Source organism: Flavobacterium sp. AG291, assembly GCF_003350375.1.
GTDB lineage: Bacteria > Bacteroidota > Bacteroidia > Flavobacteriales > Flavobacteriaceae > Flavobacterium > Flavobacterium suzhouense.
Map to the genome: position 1 here is coordinate 119502 of NZ_QQAR01000003.1, position 21041 is coordinate 140542.

Genomic DNA, 21041 nt, shown 5'->3' on the forward strand with positions numbered 1-21041 from the left:
ACTTAACTAACCTGAATTATGGAACTGGATATGTACAATGAACTGCAAAAGATATGGGGGACCATACCTATTGATGAGAATGCTAAGAATGAAGATTTTGATTTGCAGTTGCAAAAGAAAATTCTTGATGTTTTTCATGTTGGGGATTACTACTATTTTACAATGAATGTTCGTAAATCCCTTATGGAGAATGTTAGTTCGGAAGTTGAAAAGGTGCTTGGGTATCCTTCAGAAAAGATCACACTTGCCTTTTTAGGAAGTATCATGCATCCCGATGACTTGCCATATTTCCTGAATTTTGAGGTAGCGATCACTAACTTTTTTAATGGTATGTCAGGGGCGAAGCTCTTTAGGTATAAGGTACAGTATGACTTTAGATTAAAAAAAGCGAATGGTGAGTATATTCGTTTACTGAATCAGTTTGTAATAATAGAACACGACGAAGAAAATGTACGCACTTTTGTTATCAACACTGATATTTCACATCTTAAGAAAGAAACCAAACCTTTACTGTCATTTATAGGAATGGAAGGGGAGCCCTCTTATTATAATGTAGATGTTCAGAATATCTTTAAACCAACGAAACCTTTCTTTACTAACAGGGAAAAAGACATATTACGCGCCCTTGCCAAAGGCATGAACAGCGTAGAGATAAGCGAGGCATTTTGTATAAGCAAGCATACTGTCGATTCCCACCGCAAGAACATGCTGCAAAAAACCAATGCCAAATCTACCTCAGAGATATTGGGAATAGCTTACAATAATGGGTGGGTGTAGGTTATGATGTTGTAGAGGTTGCAAAAAAATAGATTAGAATAGGAACAAAAATTATTAAAATAGGCAACAAAATATTGAGTATTGCTTTACCAATAGAAAAACGCTGTACCTGGGCTAATCCAATAACCAACAATGCAAGTGCCCAAAAAGACAATGCTATTTCAATAAACAATACAACGTAATATACCACAAATTTTATATCAAAAACTATTGGTTCAAAACCTATAGCGTATCTCACTATTAATAGAGGTATTGTTGCTATTGTAGGTATGGCAGCATAGGATATTACAGGTAATATAGTATCAGTTCTTCCTTCGCCTCCAAGCCAACGACCGGTAAGACTTAGAATTCCAGAGAATATATAATAACCGATCCAACCGAAAAGCCCTCCAATAATTGTATAGATTAATGCAGATATGATGCCTGAGTCACCAGCCATGGTTTTTTCAACTGCTTTATCAAGTCCGCTGGTCATCCCGGCAAGAACTAAGAGCTGTACCATATGCTTTTCATATTGATGGTCTGCTATAAATCTGAAGGCTTCCTTTGGTGCTGTTATGATCTTTTTGAAAAGATTTTCTTCGATTTCTGCATTTTGTGTGTATTCTTCAAATTCATTCAATTCCATACTATAAGGGTTTGTTGGTATGCAATACTACAAAATATAAGATAATTCTATTAAACCTAAGCCAGTTTATTACAGTTAAACCGGAAAATCCTTTAAATCTTTAAAGAATGGTTTGTTGTGAAACGTACTGTCCTTAATTGCCCATTCACCCATTGCGTATAATACAGGGCCTAATGCCTGTCCCATTTCGGTAAGCGTATAGGTTACATGCGGAGGTACAACGGGTAATGCGGTACGCAGCACAAGGTCATCGGTCTCCAGTTGTTTCAGGTGCTGTATCAGCATTTTTTCGGTTATATGCGGAATGGCCTTGCGCAATTCTCCGTATCTTTTCGCCCCGGTAAGAAGATGGTACAAAATGATAGGTTTCCAATACCCGCCTATCTTTTCCATAACATAGGTTACAGGGCATTCCTGATGGGCAAAACGTTTGTTTTCCTGTATGGTCGAGCTTTCTTTAATCTGTGTCATAGATACATACTTCAGGGTAAGTACTTGTATAAAAGTAAGTACAAATATACATTTGTTCCATCATTAATTAAAAATTAAACAAATGAAAATAACTGTTACAGGTTCCCTTGGGAACATAAGTAAAAGACTTACTGAACAATTAGTAGACAAAGGGCATGATGTTACCGTAATAAGTCATGATGCCGATAAAGCTTCAGCCATAGAGACGCTTGGTGCAAAGCCTGCCATTGGTTCAGTAGAGGATGAAGCATTCCTGAAAGAGGCTTTTACAGGCGCCGATGCTGTATACGTAATGATTCCGCCAAACGCTCAGGCAGAAAACCTGAAAGAGACTATGAAAAACCTTTCAGATAAATATGCCAAAGCTATAGAAGCTACAGGTGTGAAATATGTTGCTAACCTGAGTGGGGTAGGTGCCCAGAGTCCGGAGGGTAACGGACCTTCGAGTGCATTTTATTTCTCTGAAGGCAGGCTAAATCAGCTTGAAGGAGTAAATGTGCTGCACCTTCGTCCGGGAATGTTCTATACCAATCATCATGGAAGTGTAGGTATGATACAACGTATGGGCTTTATGGGAAATAATTTCAGTGCCGATACTATCATTATGATGTCGCACCCACATGATATTGCCGATGCTGCTGCTGAAGCTTTTGATACAATTTCTTTTAGTGGAAAACAGGTTCAGTATGTTATCAGCGATGAACTTACAGGGGGCGAACTTGCCGCAACGCTTGGCGAAGCTTTTGGCAAACCCGAACTTCCCTGGATTGTTATGACTGATGATCAGTTAAAACAGGGAATCATGCAGGGAGGTTTTTCTGCGCATATGGCTGAAAACTTTGCAGAAATGGGTAGGGCAATAGGTGAGGGAGCTATATGGGAACCTTATCTTGCTGATAAAGCCAATAACTTTGGAAACAGGAAATTTGCTCCGTTTGCCAAAGAACTGGCAGCGATATATAACAGATAATTCTTTATTTCCTGCAAGGTTTTCAAAACCTTGTAGGTATTAATTATATCGTTTTGTAGAGACGTAGAATCGCTACGTCTTTTTTAATATGTATTAGAATCAATTCAATTTCAATAACCCCGGAGGGGTGATATATTTATAGCGAAAGTTTGTTGATTGAGTTATAAAGCTCCGGAGGAGCGAAATAGTTATGCCGTTCCTCTGGAACTCATGATCAGGTAAAACTCACAATCTTCTATAAATATGCCGCTTCTCCGAAGCTTGCATAGTTTAAATAAAGAAGAGCAGTTTTAAACTGCTCTTCTTTTATACTGTAGTACTGTTAGTTGTATTATTTTGTTCCGACAGCAGTTTCTTAGGATCATAACCAAACAGGTGGTTCTTTTTGATAAGTTCTGCAATACCAGGAGGCAGCATATCTTCCCATCCCGTTTTACCTTTGTTGATCATCTTAAGTACCTCTCTCGAGAAGATATCCAGATTATCTGGATCTACATTGGCAATATCAATTACTTTTCCATTGAATTTAAAGAACTTGAAGAGTTCTTTCATTCGTGGGTGAACTTTAAGGGTTTCAGAGTCAATAACGTTACCATCCTCATCTTTCATAGGGTATAAGAATACCTTAAGGTCACGATAGAATAATTTACCGAAAGCCTCTAATATACCTCCACTCAGGTGACGGTAGTATTTCTCATCAAAGATATCTACAAGATTGCTCACACCCATGGCAAGTCCCATACGGGCTTTGGTGTAAGAAGAGAAGTATTCAACCACTTTGTAATACTCCTGAAAGTTCGATATCATTACCGTTTGCCCAAGTGAGCAAAGCAACTCGGCACGGTCCATAAAGTCACGTTCATCAATTTCCCCTTCAGAACGAAGATTCGAAAGCGTAATCTCGAAAACTACAAGGGTTTTATCTTTATCAACTTTATTCTCTTCAAGGAACATCTTGTATGATTTCTCATACATGTCCATGTTTACTTTGGTTACAGGTCGGAAACTTCCGCGAAGCGCAAGAATGTTCTTTTTGTATAACACGGCAGCAGGCAATACATTATGTCCGTTAGGATCGAACATTACCGCATCGGTCATGCCGTTTTTAACCAGCTGAAGGCTCATTAGCCTGTTATCTACATCGGCAAAGCGTGGCCCTGAGAAGTTGATGGTGTCAATCTCAAGCTGATCTTTGTCTAAGTGATCGTACAGGTAACGAAGCAGTTTTTTAGGGTCATTGTATTTATAAAATGCACCATAAATAAGGTTAACGCCCAAAATTCCGAGTGTTTCCTGTTGAAGTCTGGCATCGGTTTCCTTAAAGCGGATGTGCAGTGTGATTTCGTTATAATCTTCGTCCGGTTCTACCTGGTATTTAATACCTACCCAGCCATGACCTTTAAATTGTTTAGCGAAGTCAATAGTAGCAACCGTATTGGCATAACTGAAGAAAACCTTGTTAGGGTGTTTGTCGCGTTTTAGTCTGCTTTCAATGATCTTAACCTCATGGCTAAGCATTTTTTTAAGGCGGCTTTCGGTAACATAACGGCCATCTTCCTCAACACCATAAATAGCGTCGCTAAAGTCTTTGTCATAAGCCGACATCGCTTTTGCAATAGTTCCTGAAGAACCTCCTGATCGGAAAAAATGGCGGACAGTTTCCTGACCGGCGCCAATTTCAGAAAAGGTTCCGTAAATATGTTCGTTAAGATTGATGCGAAGTGCTTTATCCTTTATTGAAGGTACGTGTGCAATTACCCTGTCGCCTTTCAGGGTTATGTCTTCATCCGTTAATTTCATAGCAGAAAAATGATATATGGCAAAGTTAGGAAAACACTACGTGTTATAAAACAAATATGCTACTTTTGTGAAAAAATAACCCTATTTTGAAAGTTTGGTTTTTAGGTACCGGAACATCGCAGGGCATACCGGTTATAGGAAGTAACCATCCGGTTTGCCTGAGCAGCGACCCCCGCGATAAACGCCTCCGTGTGTCCGTTTGGATGCAGTGGGATGATGCCTCGTATGTGATTGACTGCGGCCCCGACTTTCGCCAGCAGATGCTTACCAGCAAATGTGTTAAGCTGGATGGCATACTCTTTACCCACGAACATTCCGATCACACTGCTGGTATAGATGATATCAGGCCTTTTGTGTTTATGCAGGGTGATATGCCAATTTATGCCGAAGACCGTATAATAGAAAGCCTGAAAAAACGTTTTGAATACATATTTGAGGAAGAAAATCGTTATCCTGGTGCACCTTCGGTTGCTATTCATGAGATTAATCATAATACTTCATTCTCACTGGCAGGAAAAAGGGTTGTGCCTATTAGGGTAATGCACGGCAACCTCCCGATTTTAGGTTACAGAATAGGTGATTTTGCTTATCTGACTGATGTTAAAACGGTTGCTTCTGAAGAAATTGAAAAACTCAAAGGGATAAAAGTACTGGTTGTTAGTGCATTGCGTGAAGCACCCCATGAAACACATTTTAACCTTCAGGAAGCTCTCGATTTTATTGATAAAGTAAAGCCGGAACGTACCTATTTAACTCATATCAGCAGTCTTATGGGATTTCATGCTGAAGTACAGGAAAAATTGCCGGAAAACGTATTTTTGGCTTACGATAATTTACAAATAGACATTTAAACCAATACCATGAAAAAGAACCTTTTCTTATACCTGTTCATCTTCGCATTGCTTATCAATGTATTTACCTACATGTATTTTACAAGCCAGCAGAAATTTGAAAACGAACGTATAGAAAAAATGAAGGCCGATGTTAAGGCTTCGCAAAAACAAGTTGATGCTGAAAAAGAAAAATTAGCTGCGGAAAACTACTTCTCTCTTGAAAATAATACTAATGCTCAGGAATATTTTAAAGGTCAGGATCCTAAAGCTATTGTTATGGCTATAACAGATGCTATTTTCAAACAAAATACCAATCCTAATGGTAACCCTTTAATTGGTTATCCTCCAATGGATGGAGGTAAGCCATTTACTATTGCAAAAATTAAAGTGCTTAACCACAGATGGATTATTGCTGATTTCTATAACGGACTCCGTTGGGGAGAAGTGCTTATAAAGTATTTTGTTGAAGAAGATGGTACTGTGACTTTTGAAAGGATAGACAATACGCTTTACGAATTCAAGCCGTATTAATATTTTTTTGTACATTAGTTACCCTTTAAAAAATCGATTATGAAAAAACTGATAATGCTTCCGGCATTGGCTTTTCTTATTTTTTCGTGTGACGGCATACTAAAAGACCGTAGCAAGGACGACACAGGGACTATTACTGATAAAAATGTTGTTTTAGGCACCGATAAGGACAAACACGGTTGTGTACATTCGGCAGGCTACAGTTGGTCTAAGTTAAGAGAAGAATGCATCAGGGTTTTTGAAGAAGGGTATCGCCTGAATCGTATTGATGAACTAAAAGGCGAAAGCATGAACAAAAGTGCTTTTGTAGTTTTTGAAGATGATGGTGACAGGGCAGAATTATTCCTTCCGGACGTTACTGATTCAGTAATGCTTGAAAGAGAGAAAGAGGGTACGCCTTATAAAGGGGGTGAATGGTCTCTGGAACTTCAAAAGAAGTATAGTCTCAAGAAAAATGGGCAATTGCAGTATGCAGGAGCAGAAATACTCGAAGGGCAAATAACCGGTGACGATAAAGCAGAAACATACTAGTTTTTAAGTTTAAAGTCGCAAGTATCAGTTTTCAGTATGTTTGTCATTGTGAGCGTAGAGTAACGAAGCTTGGCAGTCTAATAAAGATTACATAAAAAAATCCCATTCGCCTTTCCGGATGGGATTTTTTATGTTCTGTATGGGATGATGCTTAAATAAGTTGGGTATGGTAAGCAAAATCTGTGGAGATCTGCCAAAAATCCGCGTCATCCGTGTTCAAATTATTTAGGATTATTATATAAAAAAGAGGGTCCTTGCAAAACCCTCTTTTATGAACTAACCCAACAACGAGAATGATCAATTCGCGTATACTCTTACATAATCTATAATGTATTCCTGGGGGAATATGCTGTCATCTACATCCGGACCGCCAAAGTTGCCTCCAACGGCTGTATTTAGTATAAAATAGAAGGGCTGGTCATAAGGCCATACCTCCTCGCTTTTATTCTCCGGTACATAAGTATAAACTGATTTGTCATCAATAAAAAACTCCATTTGTTCCGGTGTCCATTTCACACCATAGGTATGGAATCCCTTCTCGATATCAGCTATAGCTGTTTTTTTAGAGCTTGCCTTATCACCATGATGTGCCTGTGTATGCAGGGTAGTGTATGCAGTATGAGGCTCACGGCCTATATATTCTAAAATGTCAATTTCTCCGGCTAATGGCCATCCTACTTTAGAAATATTAGAGCCAAGCATCCAGAATGCCGGCCAGATGCCGTGTCCAACAGGAAGTTTAGCTCTTGCCTCCATATAGCCGTATTTAAACTCTTTTTTGCCTGCAGTGGTAATGCGGGTTGAGGTATATTTATCACCCTCTTTTTTTGTTGTGATGACAAGTTTACCGTCTTCCAGCCTGTGATTGGTTTTGGTATATATCTGGCGCTCGTTGTTACCCCATCCGCATACGTTGGGGCATCCGTCGCCAAGCTCAAAGTTCCATACTTTTTCGTTCAGGGTTTTGCCGTTAAAGGTTTCTTCCCATACCAATTTTCCTTTTTTTACCTGAGCTGAAGCTACTGTACCGGCCAAAAGCAGTATAAGTGATATTTTTTTCATAGTCTGTCTTATTTTGAATAGCTAAACGGAGCCTGAAGCTTTGTTACAGAACTTCCGCCTACAAATACTTTAAAATCGCCAGCTTCCGCTTCCCATTTTCCATTTGCAGTATAGAATTCAATAGTCTTTTCGTCAATGGTAAATGTTACGGTTTTGGTCTGACCGGCTTTAATTTCAGTCATTTCAAAACCTTTCAATTCTTTTACAGGTCGTGTTACTGAACCTACCATGTCCCTAATGTACAACTGTACTACTTCTTTACCGTCTATATTGCTTGAGTTCTTAACGTCTACGCTCACTGTGATATGTCCATTTTGTCCAAATGAATTAGCACTTAATTTCAGGTTCGAATATTCAAATGTCGAGTAGCTCAAACCATGTCCAAAAGGATAAACCGGAGCGTTTTGCATATCGCCATAATGCGACCAGAATACGCTTTCTGTAGGTTCATCACCACCAGGTCTTCCGGTAGACTTATGATTGTAGTAAAGCGGTAATTGCCCTACTGCTTTAGGGAAACTCATAGGTAGTTTACCACTTGGGTTATAATCACCATACAGAACCTGAGCAATTGCGTGGCCGTTTTCAGTACCCAGATGCCATGCTTCCACAATGGCAGGGATGTTTTGAGCTGCCCAGGGGATGGTTAACGGTCTCCCATTGGTAAGTACTAAAACAATGTTAGGGTTTGCTTTGTAAATAGTTTCTAATAGTTCCTGCTGAACTCCGGGAAGTCCAAGCTCGGCGCGGCTACGGCCTTCACCTGTCTGTAGTCCGTGCTCACCCAATACCATAATAACTACATCGGCACCTTTGGCAGTAGCTACAGCCTCATCAAAACCGCTTTTGTTGGTCATGTTTATTTTGGTTTCAACCACAAACTGTGGATTGCCTAAAGCCACATCGGCACCTTTGGCATACTTAACAGTGTTGCCGGTATATTTAGCAAGTCCTTCAAGTACTGATACCGCAGTACCGTCATCAGCACCAATTCTCCAGCTGCCAAGAGGGCTGGTTTTATCATTTGCTAAAGCCCCAATAACTGCAATCTTCTGTCCCTGTTTCTTTAATGGAAGCAGGTTCTTTTCGTTCTTAAGTAATACAATCGATTTTTTGGCTACATCAAGCACTCCGTCATGGAACTCTTTTTTGCCAACTGTAGCTGCCTCACGGGCTTCGTCGCAGTATTTGTAAGGGTTGTCAAATAACCCTAATTGAAATTTTACTCTAAGGATACGTCTTACCGCATCGTTTATTTTGTCTTCAGATACTTTGCCTTCGCGAACCAAAGCAGCAAGATGCTCAACATAGCCGGATGATTCCATGTCCATGTCGCTTCCTGCGTTTGCAGCCTGTTCGGCAGCCTGCTTAAGGTCTTTAGCGTAGCCATGGGCAACCATTTCGCCCATAGAGCCCCAATCGCTCACTACAAAGCCCTGAAAGTTCCAGTCTTTTTTAAGAATTTCTCTCTGTAGGTAGGCGTTTCCTGTAGCAGGTATGCCATCTATATCATTAAATGAGTTCATAAAAGTAAGCGCACCGGCATCGGCGGCTGCCTTAAAAGGAGGGAGAATAACATTGTGAAGCGTATTACGGTTCACATCTACTGTGTTATAATCTTTACCTGCTTCTGCAAATGAATAGCCTGCAAAGTGTTTTACGCAGGCAGCAAGATTAAATTCGCCCAGGTTACCCTGAAAGCCTTTTACGCGTGCCACGGCAATAACACTGTTAAGGTACGGATCTTCTCCTGCACCTTCCATTACGCGGCCCCAGCGGGCATCGCGCGAAACATCTACCATTGGGGCAAATGTCCAGTTCAGACCTGATGCTGCCGATTCTGCAGCGGCAATCTCAGCCGATTTTTGAATAGCATCCATATCCCAGCTTGCAGCTTCAGCAAGAGGAATCGGGCTGATGGTTTTGTATCCGTGGATAACGTCGTAACCAAAGATAACGGGTATGCCAAGACGTGTTTCTTCAACGGCAATTTTTTGCAGTGCCTTAACGTCTTTTACACCTTTTACATTTAGCATGGAACCTACCCAGCCTTTTTTAAGGTGTTCATATTTTTTTGCGGCCGAGCCATCTTTTGGAGCCGGACCGGTTACATTCCAGAAACCGTTGTACTGATTCATCTGACCCACTTTCTCTTCGAGGGTCATAAGGTTCATTAACGAATCGACTTTTCGGTCAATGGATGATTTGTTTTTTGGAGATTGTGCAACATCCTGTTTTGCAGAACTGCAGCCAAGTGCCAGTGCCAGCAAAGCAGGCAAGATGAATTTTGGTAAATTATATTTCATTATAATTTTTTAAAAGCCAATAGAAGAGAACCCTGCCTTTGCAGGGCTCTTTACTATTGGGTAACTGTGAATATAGAATAGATAGAATATTTTTTATTGGAAGACTTTTATATAGTCAACCTCCATTGTTGACGATACAAAACCCGGTGCGATCGGTCCGCCAAGGTTACCACCCATTGCAACGTTCATGATCATGAAGAAATCTGCATTGAACGGAGTAGAAGCGGTGTTGTTGTATGAATGGAACTCTACGCCATCAACTTTCCATGTGATTTTTGTAGCACTCCATGTAAGTTCGTATACGTGGAATTCTGTTGAAGCACCGGTTACTGTTGTTCCTGCACTAATCCCATCACCACCTGAATTTCCAGGTAGGTGTAATGTACCCAGTACATGATCCTGATTGTTTCCTACATGCTCCATTATGTCGATTTCACCGCACGCAGGCCATGCATTGGTCTGATAATTTGCACCAAGCATCCATAGCGCAGGCCATGTTCCGCTTCCGCTAGGCAGTTTGGCTCGTATCTCAACTCTTCCGTATTTAAAATCGTATAAACCTTCGGTTTTAAGACGGGCAGATGTATAATCTTTACCACCAAAACTTTCAGCTTTTGCAGTAATTTTAAGCGAACCGCCTTCTACTACAGCATTTTCAGCTTTGTAATATTGCTGTTCGTTGTTACCCCATCCATTATCACCTGTTCCTAGGTCATATGTCCATTTGCTGGCATCTGGAGCACCATCGGTATCAAATTCGTCTGACCAAACAAGATCGGTAAAATCGTCATCTCCACCGCCTGTGTTTTGCTGTTCGGCAATAGTTTTAGTTGTAAAGATGTGATACCATGCCAAGGCAGGATTACCTTCCATAACGGCTCTCACATAAAGCTCGGTATCAGTGATTTTCATAATTTCATATACCATTGTTGTTCCTATGTAATATCCCATGGTTCCACCGTTAAGACTCATCGATGTACCTGTAGTCTGGTCAGCCGGTACATTAGAGTTTGTAGGCATAAGGTTTACATTGTATTCCTGTGACGTATCATATGCAAGACACTGATCATCCGGAGCCGTGCTACCACCTACACCATTGAAAGTAGCATTGAAAAATATACTACCATTAGTGTTAAGCTTGTATTTCAGCTCATTTTCACCTGTTTTAGTAAATACAAGTGATTCCTGATAGAAACAAGCAGCTGCACCCGAAGATTTATCAAATGGAGGGGCGGCGTAATATTGAGGTATAAAGCCATTAGGTGTTGTATCATTAGGACCTACACCAAGATGTCCTTGCTTAGCTGCAAACCAATACCATGTTTTGCTTGCTCCATCCGTTAGTTTTTGTAGTGTTTCAGGATCAGAGAAGCTACTGTATACCGTAACATCAATAGATTTAGTTGTAGGTGATCCACCACTACCATAAGCTATTGCTGTTATCACGTAAGTGTGAACACCAGGAGATGTAAATTGTTTTTTAAGCTTACCTGACGGAGTAGCTTCGCTTTGCGTACCATCGCTAAATTTAAACTGATATGTCATAGCTCCTTTTGCGGTGGCAGTAATATTTACAATTCCTGTACCATCGCCATTAGGAGTTTCAGGAGTTACCCCCACAATTTCGGCAGTTACCTCAAGCTCGGTTGGTGCTGCAATGTCACCAAAGCTTAAATCGTCTTCCTGACAGCTGCTTACCAGTATAAGTACAAACAGGAATTTTATAAAGTTATTTAAAGTCTTTTTCATAATCTTAGTTCGATTGTTTTATATCATCAAAATAATAGATGCTACCATCGCCGGTTGCACCGAAGTTGAAAAATACCACTGGCGTCTGATAAGGAACAGAACTATCAATAACATCTGAATAGTCATATGTAAGTTCTTCCCAGGCATTGGCTACGGTAGTATTTTGTGTTTTCTCTATGAAAACCTGATTGTCGTCTCCTTTTTCAAATTTTAGAAGTACAGGTATTCCTGCCTGAGGTGACCATACTTTTATTTTAACTTTCTTCATAACGCTAAAATCAAGTGGAAGGTTTTGAGGGAAAGCAACACCTGCCCATGTTTCAGCGCCGTTAGGTTTTTCAAACTTACCTACGCCTGCGCTGGTATTAATACCTGTCTGATCAGGATTAACTTCTACGGTTGTAATCGCGTTACCAAAGCTAGACATATTTACAGCGCTTTCAAAAGTTATAGAAAGCGGACTTACAGTTTGCTCTATATCATCAAAGTAATATGATTCGCCAGAACCACTAGTACCAAGGTTAAAGAAAATAACCAGTTTTGAGAATTCTTGTGATGCATCTATTGCGCTATAATCAAAAACTAGCGTTTCCCAGGCATTAGCTACAGTTGTAAATTGCTGGTTTTCGAAGTTGATTCCAGAATCAGCAGCATTTTCAACTTTTAGCGTTACAGGAATACCAGCAGTTGGCGACCAAACTTTCATTTTTACGGCTTTGTAAGTAGTAAAGTCGATAACTTCTTCAAGTTGAATTGCAGTTCCTGCCCATACTTCGCCAGCATTTTTAACCATGTGGGCTACTTTAGTACTTGTATTAACACCTGTAGCATCCGGATTGTCAGCAAGGCTTGTAGCGCAACCTCCAAAATCGATAAACGAATAGGTTAGGGTAGCACTCTCAAAGTCAAGAGGCAGTTTAAGCGGGTCAAGAATAGTAACTTCTTTAGTAGCTGTACTCGTAGCCACACCACCACTATATGCCACCACCGTTATGGTATAAGTACCAATTGCACTATAAACATGGTTTACAGTCTGGCCTTCATTAAATGGAATTGGAGTTTCTCCTGCCTCACCAAAAGTAACCTCAAAGAAAGTTTCATAATCGGCTTTTGCAGTAACATCGATACCAAAAGAGTTTCCGGCTACGGGTGTAGCTATAATCTCAATATTTTCAGGAGCTCTAAAGGTTACAGTAAGTTCCTGAGTAGCTTCACTGCTTTTGCCTGTAATGTCGTAAGCTACGATTTTTACAGGATAAACACCTTCAGCATAAATGTGTTGCATGTTTTGTCCCGGAAGCAGTTCTACAGGTTCTGTAGCGCCATCACCGTCATACACTTCAAAGCGAACAGCTCCTTCAGCGTTAGGTGTAATGGTTACCAATCCAGTATTGTCCTGTGTAATAGTAAAAAGTGCAGAAATATTACCTGCCGGATTAGCGTTTGTTACGCTGCCCAGGCTGGTTTCGTCGTCTGAACAGCTAATTGCAAAAGCCGTCAGCATAAACAACATAAGTATCTTTATATTTTTCATGATATATTAGTTTGTATATCCCGGATTTTGCGTCCAGAGGTTATTAGAAAAACGGATTTCTTCATTTGGAATAGGGAATAGCTCATTCTTACCAGTGCTAAAGCCAGGTATAAGGCTACCTTGTCCTGTTCTTACAAGGTCGAAGAAACGGTGTCCTTCTCCAAATAGTTCTTTTCTCCTTTCTTTCAGGATATCCTGAGTAAGAGCAGTACCGCTTGATGTAATATCGTGATCCTGATTACCATAAGCTCTTCTTACCACTTCATTTACATACTGCTGTGCTTTAGCTGTATTTCCGGTATGGCTATAAGCCTCAGCGGCCATTAACAGTACATCGGCATAGCGTATAGCGCGGTAGTTGTTAGGGTTAGTAAGGTTTTTATCCCCGGCAGCTTCAGTTCTTCTAGTTCTCGGTATGTATTTTCTATTAAAGAAACCTGTATCCTCATGAGCAGGTGCATAGCTACAACCACAGTCAGACATGTCAAGGATAGTTACTGCAAGGCGATTATCACCTTCTTCAAATAATCCTGCTGCTTCGGGAACAGGAATGTTAAAGCTGAATCCGGAAGTAAATAATGGGCCTTCATAGCTTCTAGGGCCACTGAAACCAACTGCTACATTTCCTTCACTACATTGAAGACAACCAAAACCTGCTCCTTCAACATCGGTATATTGTACTTCAAATACTGATTCAGAACTGTTTTCCTGAGCTTCTTCAAACAGGTTTAAATAATCAGCGCCCTGCTTTAAGGAGAATTTACCACTGCCTATTACTTGCTCGAACATTGAGGCAGCTTCAGCATATTTTTCTGAATGTCCCTGGCCAACGGTTGCATGATATAAATAAACCTTACCAAGCAATGCCTGCGCTGCACCCTTTGTTACTCTTCCTACCTGTGGTGCGTTTACATTAAGATCAGGAATAGCTAACAATAAGTCATTTTCAATTGCTTCATATACTTCTTCGGCTGTTGAACGCGGAATTACAAGTTCATCACCAAGCGTAAATCGAGCATCGCCTTTCATTGGAATACCACCAAACCATTTTACAAGTTCAAACTGGTAATAAGCACGTAAAAAGCGTGCTTCAGCAATTATTTGTGCTTTACCTTCAAATTCGGTTTTATCCTTGAACTCAAGAATGTAGCTTGCACGGTTAACTCCTGAAAACATCCAGTTCCAAACATCTCTGATATTTGAATTTACAGAGTTATGTGTCATATCATCAACCTGTTGCCAACCCACAACGTCATTAGCATCAGCTCCTCCTGCAAAAGTATTGTCAGAAGCTATCTCGCCAAGAATAACGTTTACATAGGTAGATTGCAGTATATCATAAGCTGCAATTAAAGCCTTATTGTATTCCTCTTCAGAGTTAAAGTAATTATCAGAACCTATTGAATAAGGAATCTCTCTATCAACAAAGTCGTCAGTACACGATACAGATACTATAGTTATAAGGCTAAAAGCCAGTATGGCTGTTATTATTTTTCTTTTCATTTTTTAGAAGTTTAGATTTAAACCTAAAAGGTAAGTTCTCGGTACAGGGTAGAAACCAAAATCGATTCCTGATGATAGTGGAGCACCACTACTTGCTCCCGGGTCATAACCTCTATATTTAGTGAAAGTATACAGGTTGTTAGCTCCCACGTACAATCTAAGTTTAGTAATACCTGATTTTTGAGTGAAATTGTTATTTATAGTATAGCCAAGCTGAATATTCTGAATTCTGCAATATGATGCATCTTCAACGAAATAGTCTGAGAATACATTATTAGCAGTGTTACCTGTAGTAACTCTAGGAACAGAATTACTTGTTCCTTCGCCATGCCATCTTCCTAATAAGTAGTTTGAACGGTTAACATCAGCCGCATCTCTTTCGTAATTTCTTACCATATCATTACCCAAAGAAGCAAATGCATAGGCGGCAAAGTCAAAGCCTTTGTAGTTAAGCTGAATATTAAAGCCCATTGTAGCATCAGGAATAGGATCGCCTACTTTAGTTTTGTCCCTAACATCTACAATACCGTCACCATTCATATCTACAAATCTGATATCACCAGGTGCAGGTGCTGAACCGTTAACTCCGGTCTGGTCTGCATGTGCATCAACTTCAGCCTGGTTTTGGAAGATACCAGCTGTTTTGTAACCGTAGAAGTAACCTAACGGCATACCTACTTCCATTCTTGTCATTGCCGGCTGGCCTACACCAAAACCACCACCTTCAAGATAACCGGTACCGTTATTTACCTCTAGTACCTCGTTTTTAAGGAAAGTTACATTATAGCTGGTACGGAAACTAAAGTCATCGCCAATTTTGTCGCTATAAGTTAATGCAAGTTCCAGACCTTTGTTCTCTACCTTACCTGCATTGATAGCAGGATTCTGTCCTCCAGGACCATAAGTGCCTATAATACCTGAAACAGGGATTCCGGGAATAATAAGGTCTTTTCGGGTATCTATAAAGTAATCAGCAGTAAACTCTAATTTATCATTGATAAATCGTAAATCGGCACCTACGTCAAATTTACGAGCTTCTTCCCATTTAATGTTAGGGTTTGCAAGACCTCCGATAGCAGTACCCTGTACCAGTTGTCCATCAAATATATAGCTAGCCTCTCCATCTAATAAACCAATATATTTGTTATCACCAAATCCAACATCATTACCAAGAGAACCATAGCTGGCTCTTAATTTTGCAAAGCTCACGGCTTTAGATTGTTTATAAAATGATTCGTTAGAAAGTATCCACCCACCTGTTACTGACGGAAAATAGGCTACTTGATTTCCGGGGCCAAATCGGGTTGATAAATCCCTTCTTATCATACCGGAAAGCAGGTATCGTCCTTTATAATCATACTGTAAACGTGCAAAATGTGACAACCTTCTGTTGTCATACTTGTAAGAACTTGCAGTTTTAGATTCTGAAAATCCTGTTGTAAGACTGATGTCAGCGTTACGTATATCATTGTTAGGTACGTCGAACCCAGTTGCATATAAACCTTCTCCCCATTCTTTATACGCTGTCATACCAAGGGTAAAGGTAAAGTTATGAGCCTCAGCAAACGATTTTTTATAGTTAGCATAAAGGTCAAAGCTATAGTTGTTATCCTGGAATGCATTTTGGTTTACACTGCTTCTCGGGTTATCGAACACTTTACCACCGTAGCTGACCATTTTATTGAATACTTTTTGTCTTGCATTTTGTGTATTGAAACCTACACGGCCGGTAACAACAAGATCTTTGATAAGTTCATAATCAAGACCAATAGTACCGTTCAGTTTTTTAAGATTGTAATAATTGTAGGTGTTTTCAATCTGTGCAAGCGGATTGATGATCTCAATTCCCAGATTGCTACCCGGTGCAGCTCCTCCGGAAGGCAGTACGGTTAAATCGCCGTTCGAATCGTAAGGAGTGTAGATTGATGGTGTATTAATCGCGTTGAACAATACAGAGCCAAGTACATTTTCGTTAAGGTTTTTCCTGTCAAATGAAGTATATGTAGCATTTGTATTTAGCTTTAACTTATCGGTAAGATCAGCCGTTAACGAAAGACGCCCAGTATTTCTTTCAAAGCTTGATTTATTACCACCAATAATACCTTCCTGGTCAAGGTGTGAACCGCTAACGCTATAGGTTATTTTTTCACCACCACCTGAAATAGTAAGATCATGATTAACTAAAGGCACCCCTTTGTTAAATACTTCATCCTGCCAATCTGTACCTACGCCAATGCCCGAAACATCAGGGAAAGGCAATGCTTTACCTCCGTTAGCATATCTTTCGTTTTGCAACAAAGCATACTCAGTAGCATTAAGAAGGTTCATTTTTTTAGAGGTCTCCTGGAAACCTGTGTAAGTATTAAAAGAGAATGTGGTTTTACTGTTTTTTCTACCTTTTTTGGTAGTTACCAGTATTATACCGTTTGCCGCAATAGTACCATATATGGCAGCCTGCGCATCTTTTAATACAGTGATACTCTCAATATCATTAGGGTTTAGCAGGTTGATGTCACCCAGGTATCCATCAATGATTACAGCAGGGTCATTATTGCCGTTTGTACCGATACCCCTGATACGGATTGAAAGATTTGCACCCGGTGCTCCTGACGTTGTGGTAACGTTTACACCCGAAACCGTTCCCTGTAAAGCCTGCTCAACTTTTACCGGCTTTAATTGATCAATTGTCTTGCTGTCTACAAAACCCACGGCTCCGGTAACCTCTTTCTTCTTTTGGGTACCATAACCAATAACAACTACCTCTTCAAGAGTTTTGGCATCTTCCTGAAGGCTTACTGTTACATTTGGGCCTGTAACAGTTGCTTCGAGACTTTTAAAGCCCACAAAGCTGAAGACAAGGACAGCTCCCTTAGGGGCTGAAATGGTATAATTACCATCCATGTCAGTAACCGTTCCTACTGTTGAATTTTTTACAGTGACATTAACACCGGGCATAGGCAATCCGGTTGCCACTTCGTTTACTTTTCCGCTAACTTCCATGTTTTGGGCAAAGCCAAATGTTGAAATCAGCAAAAAAGCAATCAAGAATAGTTTTGACTTCATATAAAATTGTTTTTTGTGATTATCTAAAATTATATCACAATTAATTAGAAAGAATAAAATTAACCCCTACAAAAAATATACATTTCGAAATTAATTTAGTTTTCTAACACAATTATGCCTTAAAGTCACTATTAACAGCGTTTTAACTAATTGTAAAATGAATTTGGATTTCTACGAAAACCTTGTAAATACCCACTTTGTATAGGTGATGTATAGGTAATTTTGCTTTATGTTGTGGTTAACTATATTGAAAGAATATACTCAACAAGCCCTAATTCATGAGATAATTCCATTTTTTTTCGCAAACGATATCGTTTAATCTCAACACTCCTTACTGAAATGTTAAGCAATGGAGCGATTTCTTTCGAAGAAAGATTTAGTCTCAGATAAGCACATAATCTAAGATCGTTAGGGGTAAGCGAAGGATGAGTATTTTTCACTTTTTTAAGGAAGTCTTTGTCGGCATTATTAAAAGCCTCTTTAAACATATCCCAGGTATCATCTTCATTTATGTTCTTGTTGATTGTGCTTATTACCGATTTGACATTTCTTTCGCCACCCTCGGCATTTTTTTTAAGGTCGTCTTTAATCATGGATAACAGCTCATTCTTTTTGATGAGGTTCATGGTCGATACGGCAAGTTCCCTGTTTTTGCTTTCAAAGTCCTGTTCAAGCTGTTGGTTCTTTATTTTCATAAGTTCCTGCTCATTTTCAAGTTCTTTTATCTCAAGAAGCCTGTTATTTTCTTCAATAAGCTTTTCTCTTTGCCTCTGGTAATAATTCTTGTAGGTGCGGTTTATCATATAGGCTGCGATAATTATGAATATGAGGTAGATAAACAAAGCAAAATTTGTTGCATACCACGGTTTAAATATGGTAAATTCATATTCTGCAATGTTACCCGATATGGAGTTGCCGGTTTTTGCCCTTATCCTGAATACATAATGCCCTGAAGGTAGGTTTTTGAAGTTTGCGGAGGGTTTGCCACTCCATTCGCTCCATTCGTCCTGCATGCCCTCAAGCATATACTGGAACTGTGCATTTACATATTTACCATATTCAGGAACTGTATAGGAAAAAGTAAGGTTGTTTTCTTTGTATTTAAAACTTCCTTCATTGTTAATACTATGAAGTATTCCGCTTTGGTTAAGCCTGTTTGAAGTAACATTGGTAATACTTACATTATAAGTATTAAAATTAAGGTCGTTTATGTTTATAGTGTAATAGCCATCAGTGGTACCAATAAGATACGTACTTGGACTTATTTGTGTAATGTTTTCAAATCCCAACATCGAGTTGGTAAGCGAAGAGGGGATAGGTATTATATTGTGTTTTAGTTCAGCATTGAGCTTACCTGCCGAAAAATAATTAATATAGTCTCTGGTAAAGAACCATAGCTTAGCTGAATTGTCAGGGGTTAGTTTTCCTGAGGTGTATTCATCTTTCGTAAATACCTTAGAAAGCTGTTGTTGTTTTACAAAAGTTTTTGTTTTAGGCTCTACTTTAAAAAAACCATCCTTAGAAGCATAATAAACATCATTATTAAATTTGCTAAGGCTGGCATTTTTACCTTTTGCTGGAGATTTATAGGCGACTGACTGTACTACTTTTGTATAATCTTTGTCTGTTACTATTCTGAATACTCCCTTATATTCGTGGCTGATATAAATATCATTTTTACCCAGTGTTTCAAAATAGCGACTCGAATAGTCGAAGCCTTTTATCCAGTTCCTGAATTTCCATCCGCCACTGATTTTTTCTAACACTGATATACCGTGATAATTCCCCTGAAGCAGCATATTAGGATTCGAGGGGTGTTTTTCGAACTTCCATGTTCCGGATTTATCAAATATTCTTGTGGCTTTACTTGAATTAATTATATATGTTCCTGAATCATGTCCGCAAAAAAGAGTATTATCGTAAGTGTGTAAAGACCATACCTGGCCTTTAGTGCCGGGAATAAATTTAAAATCTTCGTTGGCTGTGTAGTTCCTGTAAAATAATCCCTGATTCGTTCCTATATACAACAGCCCATTGTGAAGGATTGAGGTATATACCGTTCCTAAAAAACCGGTATCATCAACAAAACTTCGCACCGCCGACTGTAAATTGATACAGTTTATACCATTATCAAGGCCAATCCATAAATTCCGGTCGCGATCTTCATATAGAGACAGCGCGGTGTTATTGCTAAGTCCCTTATTTTGGGTAATGTGGTATTTTATCTTACCTGCAGGATTCAGAATATATATACCGTTAGATACCGACCCCAGAGCTAAGCTGCCGTTGCTAAGCATCTGGCCACTGTATATACTGCTGTTTTGCAATTCTCCATCGGCCTCTGTAGTCCACTTAGTTACGCTATTGTTCTTTAGTTCGTAAAATCCGTTAAGCTGCGTTTGGATCAGAAGTGCTTCATTACGGTCATAAATACTGACAATCTTATTGCCGGTTATGACCGGATTAGCCGAGACAAGTTTGCTTTTTCCGTTTTCAATTTCATATAATCCGGTGCCAAAGGTTTGATAAAGTATTTTGTTGTTAACACTAAAAATCTTGTTTACTCCGGTTTCGGGCTTTATGATATTAAAAGATTTGTTTTTTGAGTCATAAATAAATATCTGGCTTAACGATTGAAAAATAACCCAATGATCGTACTGGGTAATGTTCCAGAATTGTTCATCGTCAAGTATTTTATTTTTTATCGATTGGCTTAATGAGAAGTATTTTAATTTTCCGTCCTGTTGTCTTTCCCAATAACCAAATTCCATATAACAGCCCGTGTATATCCTTTTTTCAATTACCTTCACCGAACGCACTATAGTTTCATTGGGTGATGGATACAAGGTCCATTCAGTACCGTTATATTCCAAAAGGCCTTCGTTATTGGCAAAATACATAAAGCGGCTTTTATCCTGGGATATCATCCAGTTTTGATTTCCTGCATTATAATTCGATGCACTGAATTTTACGATAGGTGGCAGCTCCTGAGCATTTGTAAACAATGCAAGAAGGATAATATATAGCGAAAGTAATTTTTTGATCAAGGCTGAAGGTTTTTATAATACTTATACGAATATACAATTACTACTAAAGAATTGGAAGTGGTAAGAAATAAACTGATGTAGATTCATTGTTTTTTCGATGGAATCATACGCTAATTATTGTTTTTGGTGGCTTATTGTGTGGGATGTTGTTAAAAATCTAGTTAAATTTTAATGTTAAAGTCTGTTTAAGGCTTTTTTTTGAAAAAACAGCAAAACACTTGTAGGGTAAAGAATTA

15 protein-coding genes are annotated in these 21041 nt (G+C 39.3%); 5 read left to right on the top strand and 10 right to left on the bottom strand.

What is annotated here, in order from left to right; genetic code table 11:
* The first annotated feature begins 18 nt into the window (after positions 1–18).
* On the top strand, positions 19–777 hold the full coding sequence (locus DEU42_RS04625; protein WP_114757119.1) for a LuxR C-terminal-related transcriptional regulator: 759 nt from the start codon (positions 19–21) through the stop codon (positions 775–777).
* Position 778: 1 nt separating this feature from the next.
* On the opposite strand, the gene DEU42_RS04630 is transcribed toward DEU42_RS04625, so the two are convergent.
* Together DEU42_RS04630 and DEU42_RS04635 are read right to left on the bottom strand one after the other, a co-directional pair.
* Positions 779–1405 (bottom strand): Yip1 family protein, encoded by a 627-nt coding sequence (locus DEU42_RS04630; protein ID WP_114757120.1) that lies wholly within the window; start codon positions 1403–1405, stop codon positions 779–781.
* A gap of 75 nt (positions 1406–1480) precedes the next feature.
* The gene (locus tag DEU42_RS04635) at positions 1481–1876 is read right to left on the bottom strand and encodes a winged helix-turn-helix transcriptional regulator (protein WP_114757121.1); all 396 of its coding nucleotides are present in this window, start codon (positions 1874–1876) and stop codon (positions 1481–1483) included.
* Between the two features lie 82 nt (positions 1877–1958).
* Between DEU42_RS04635 and DEU42_RS04640 the strand changes: the two genes are divergently transcribed.
* Positions 1959–2846, top strand: coding sequence for an NAD(P)H-binding protein (locus tag DEU42_RS04640; RefSeq protein WP_114757122.1), 888 nt, complete (start codon positions 1959–1961; stop codon positions 2844–2846).
* A gap of 306 nt (positions 2847–3152) precedes the next feature.
* Here DEU42_RS04640 and DEU42_RS04645 read toward each other — a convergent pair whose 3' ends face one another.
* Positions 3153–4646 (bottom strand): TonB-dependent receptor, encoded by a 1494-nt coding sequence (locus tag DEU42_RS04645; protein ID WP_114757123.1) that lies wholly within the window; start codon positions 4644–4646, stop codon positions 3153–3155.
* An 86-nt stretch (positions 4647–4732) separates the two neighbouring features.
* Here DEU42_RS04645 and DEU42_RS04650 point away from each other — a divergent pair, with 86 nt between their 5' ends.
* Genes DEU42_RS04650 through DEU42_RS04660 form a run of 3 tightly spaced genes read left to right on the top strand, consistent with a single transcriptional unit; the run spans position 4733 to position 6541 of the window.
* Positions 4733–5497: an MBL fold metallo-hydrolase gene (locus DEU42_RS04650; RefSeq protein ID WP_114757124.1), complete on the top strand. Its 765-nt coding sequence runs from the start codon at positions 4733–4735 to the stop codon at positions 5495–5497.
* A 9-nt stretch (positions 5498–5506) separates the two neighbouring features.
* A complete protein-coding gene (locus tag DEU42_RS04655) occupies positions 5507–6010 on the top strand; it encodes a hypothetical protein (RefSeq protein ID WP_114757125.1) in 504 nt (167 codons plus the stop codon).
* A 39-nt stretch (positions 6011–6049) separates the two neighbouring features.
* Positions 6050–6541, top strand: coding sequence for a hypothetical protein (locus DEU42_RS04660; RefSeq protein WP_114757126.1), 492 nt, complete (start codon positions 6050–6052; stop codon positions 6539–6541).
* Positions 6542–6838: 297 nt separating this feature from the next.
* On the opposite strand, the gene DEU42_RS04665 is transcribed toward DEU42_RS04660, so the two are convergent.
* The 7 genes from DEU42_RS04665 to DEU42_RS04695 all read right to left on the bottom strand — a co-directional run bounded on the left by DEU42_RS04665 (position 6839) and on the right by DEU42_RS04695 (position 20805).
* Positions 6839–7603 carry a family 16 glycosylhydrolase gene (locus DEU42_RS04665; RefSeq protein ID WP_114757127.1) on the bottom strand — a complete coding sequence of 255 codons (765 nt, stop codon included), beginning with the start codon at positions 7601–7603 and terminating at the stop codon, positions 6839–6841.
* Positions 7604–7611: 8 nt separating this feature from the next.
* Complete coding sequence (gene bglX / locus DEU42_RS04670) at positions 7612–9909, bottom strand: beta-glucosidase BglX (RefSeq protein ID WP_114757128.1); 2298 nt, start codon at positions 9907–9909, stop codon at positions 7612–7614.
* Between the two features lie 93 nt (positions 9910–10002).
* Entirely contained in the window at positions 10003–11658 is a 1656-nt protein-coding gene (locus DEU42_RS04675; protein WP_114757129.1) for a family 16 glycosylhydrolase, read from the bottom strand.
* Positions 11659–11662: 4 nt separating this feature from the next.
* The gene (locus DEU42_RS04680; protein ID WP_114757130.1) at positions 11663–13192 is read right to left on the bottom strand and encodes a PKD domain-containing protein; all 1530 of its coding nucleotides are present in this window, start codon (positions 13190–13192) and stop codon (positions 11663–11665) included.
* 6 nt (positions 13193–13198) lie between these two features.
* Entirely contained in the window at positions 13199–14695 is a 1497-nt protein-coding gene (locus DEU42_RS04685) for a RagB/SusD family nutrient uptake outer membrane protein (RefSeq protein ID WP_114757131.1), read from the bottom strand.
* Between the two features lie 3 nt (positions 14696–14698).
* On the bottom strand, positions 14699–17758 hold the full coding sequence (locus DEU42_RS04690; protein ID WP_114757132.1) for a SusC/RagA family TonB-linked outer membrane protein: 3060 nt from the start codon (positions 17756–17758) through the stop codon (positions 14699–14701).
* 242 nt (positions 17759–18000) lie between these two features.
* Entirely contained in the window at positions 18001–20805 is a 2805-nt protein-coding gene (locus tag DEU42_RS04695; RefSeq protein ID WP_317047562.1) for a triple tyrosine motif-containing protein, read from the bottom strand.
* Positions 20806–21041: the final 236 nt, after the last annotated feature.